We start from the raw sequence: 2,525 nt of genomic DNA on the forward strand, positions 1-2,525 counted from the left end.
GGTCTCCTTCCTCATTTGACACCAAGCTCTTGCCCGTGCTATACTCCTGGGCGTCTGTGGTGCCTGTAGCTCAATGGTTAGAGCGCCTGACTGTGACTCAGGAGGCTGTGGGTTCGAGACCCATCAGGCACCCGCCATACAACCCCAGATCGCACCGCGAGCACTGGATACACCTCTGCTCGCGGCGTGACTGCGTGAATCACCCGGTCCTCCACCCAGATGTGCGTGAACAGCGCACGCACAATCCCTCTCAGCTCCTCTGGCGTCGCCGCCTTCACCAACTCTACCATACTCTGCAAGAGCGTAAGCGCCTGCGCCTCACGGAACACGAGGCGGGGGAGTGCGCTTGTGGCCTCGGTGAGCAGTGTCTGTAATCGCGTGCGCTCCTTTCGATAGGTCTCATCGTCGATCACGCCGTCGGCGTAGACCAGGCCGAGCCGCCGGAGCTTCGCCTGGATCGTCGGTGGATCGATGGGCTTTTCTGCGGCCTCCTGGCCCTGGGCGACCAGGGCGCGGGCCTCGCTGATAATGCGCGGCAGCAGCTCCTCGGGCAGCACGAGCTGTGACAGGGCCGTGTGGAGCTGCTCCTCCAGGCTCGCCGACGACACCATGTCGCGCACATCGCAGGTGCGCCGGTCGTAGCCCGCGCAGCGGTAGTAGCGCCCGCGGTTGCCCCGCTTGCCGGTCCGGTGCCAGAGCTTCGCGCCACATGCGCTGCACATCACGAGCCCGCTGAGCCAGGCGTCGCTGGCCTCGTGATCCGGGTGGCGCGTCGTCGGGCGCGTCGTCCGACCCTGACGGATTCCCGCCGCCGCGTCCCATAGCTCCTGGCTCACCAGCGGCTCGTGGGTGCCCGGGTACTCGACCTTCCCACTGGAGACGAAGCCCAGGTAGGCCCGATTGCGCAGGATGGTACGCACGCTCTCACGGCTAAAGAAGGCGCCACTCTGGGTGCGCAGCCCGCGCTCGTTGAGCCAGTCGGCCACTTGCATATACGACTGGCCTGCCTGATAGCGGGCGAACATCGCCGGTACCTCAGGAGCCTGCGTCGATGGCACCAGTCGCCCCTGCGCGTCCTTGGTGTAGCCGAAGGGCACCGGCCCAACCCAGCCGCCGGCCTTCGCCTTATTCTGCATCCGAGTGCTCATCACCTCTTTCAGCTGGTCGGACCCGAACTGTGCGACGATTACCAGCATCCCAAAGGTCAGATTGCCCGACGCGGTCTGGCGATTAAAGTTCTCAGTGGCGCTGACGACCACGACCCCGTGCTGCTCGATCTCATCAGCAGTGGCATAGCTCGCCTTCGCATTGCGCCCGATCCGGTTAACCTTGTAGCAGAGCGCGTAACGAAAGCGCCGGCGCTGGGCGTCACGCTTGAGCTGGTCGATCGCCGGACGTGACTCCTTGCGCCCGCTGATCGCCGGATCCACATAGAGGCCGACCACCGTCCAGCCCTGGCGCTCGGCGTGCATCACACTGCTCGCCCACTGGTCCTGCAACCCCTCGCCGTTGAGCTGACGCTTGCTGCTGACCCGCAGATAGATCACGCAGCAGCGATCGATGGGCACACCCGGTGCGCCCCAAAAGAGGGCCAGGTGATCACCCTTCTGTAAGCCATCAAGCAGGGTGATAATTTGCGCGTTGGTAGGCTGCGGCATCAGGCAATCCCTTCAGTCGATCACGAGCGTCGGGTACGTGTGGATTGTAGCGCATCCTGCTCGACACAGGCGCGGGAGCCGTCACCTAGATGCACGGCTCCGGTGGATTGCCACGACCGCGTTCCAGAGTCTCTTGCTCACGATAGGCGTATGACTATCAGGATACTCTGTCCCCCTAATAGAGACGGAGCCGCGATAGACGGGATTACGCAGCATCCGATACACGGCCCTATAACTGAAAGCCATGCCGTTCTGCGTGCGCAATCCACCCTTGTTCAGCTGCTCAGCAATCTGGGCCAGGGACTGTCCTCCCCGATAGAGGGTGAATGCTTCCCGCACGACCGATACTTGATCAGAAGGAATAAGTTTTCCTTGAGCATCCTTGAGGTAGCCGAACGGTACGCGCCCAACCCAACGCCCAGATCGAGCCTTCTCATGCAGCGATTTGCGCACCGCTTCGCTGATGCGAGATCTGAAATAAGATCTGAATACCTTTGATAGTATGGCGCGGAATTCCTGGGATTCAGGATCTTCATTTAGCTGGAGCTCCTTACGCCCGAAACTTAGCACTGGATTCAGCGACATCTTGCCTCCCTCTCCTAAGATACCTTGCCTCCCTCTCCTAAGATGTTGATTTCCGTTCAGGCCGCTGAGGGGCACTTTCGACGCAGGCGCGAGCGACTACGCGGGCCAGGGCGGTGCAGAGCTCGGCCATGCCGCCGGGTGCCACCGGCTCGCGGAGCTCAATGCGGCAGGGCAACTGAGCCTCTTCGGACTGATCTGCTCGGGCGCGGGATGTACGTGCCATAGCGCCTCCTATCGATCACGAGTAGTCGCATTACGGAATCGGGTCGTCGGCGCATCGAA

At 62.3% G+C, this 2,525-nt stretch carries 1 protein-coding gene, 1 tRNA gene and 1 pseudogene; 1 reads left to right on the top strand and 2 read right to left on the bottom strand.

Translation table 11 applies throughout. The features are described from left to right. Window positions 1-58: 58 nt before the first annotated feature. Window positions 59-133, top strand: a tRNA-His gene (locus tag K2Z83_RS25520). A gap of 457 nt (window positions 134-590) precedes the next feature. On the opposite strand, the pseudogene K2Z83_RS30225 reads toward K2Z83_RS25520, so the two are convergent. Beyond that, a pseudogene (locus tag K2Z83_RS30225) lies at window positions 591-1,658 on the bottom strand (recombinase family protein); the annotation flags it as partial. An 81-nt stretch (window positions 1,659-1,739) separates the two neighbouring features. After that, window positions 1,740-2,243, bottom strand: a complete 504-nt coding sequence (locus tag K2Z83_RS25535) for a recombinase family protein (RefSeq protein ID WP_220597996.1) — start codon at window positions 2,241-2,243, stop codon at window positions 1,740-1,742. Window positions 2,244-2,525 lie beyond the last annotated feature (282 nt).

This window comes from Oscillochloris sp. ZM17-4, from assembly GCF_019599295.1.
GTDB lineage: Bacteria > Chloroflexota > Chloroflexia > Chloroflexales > Chloroflexaceae > Oscillochloris.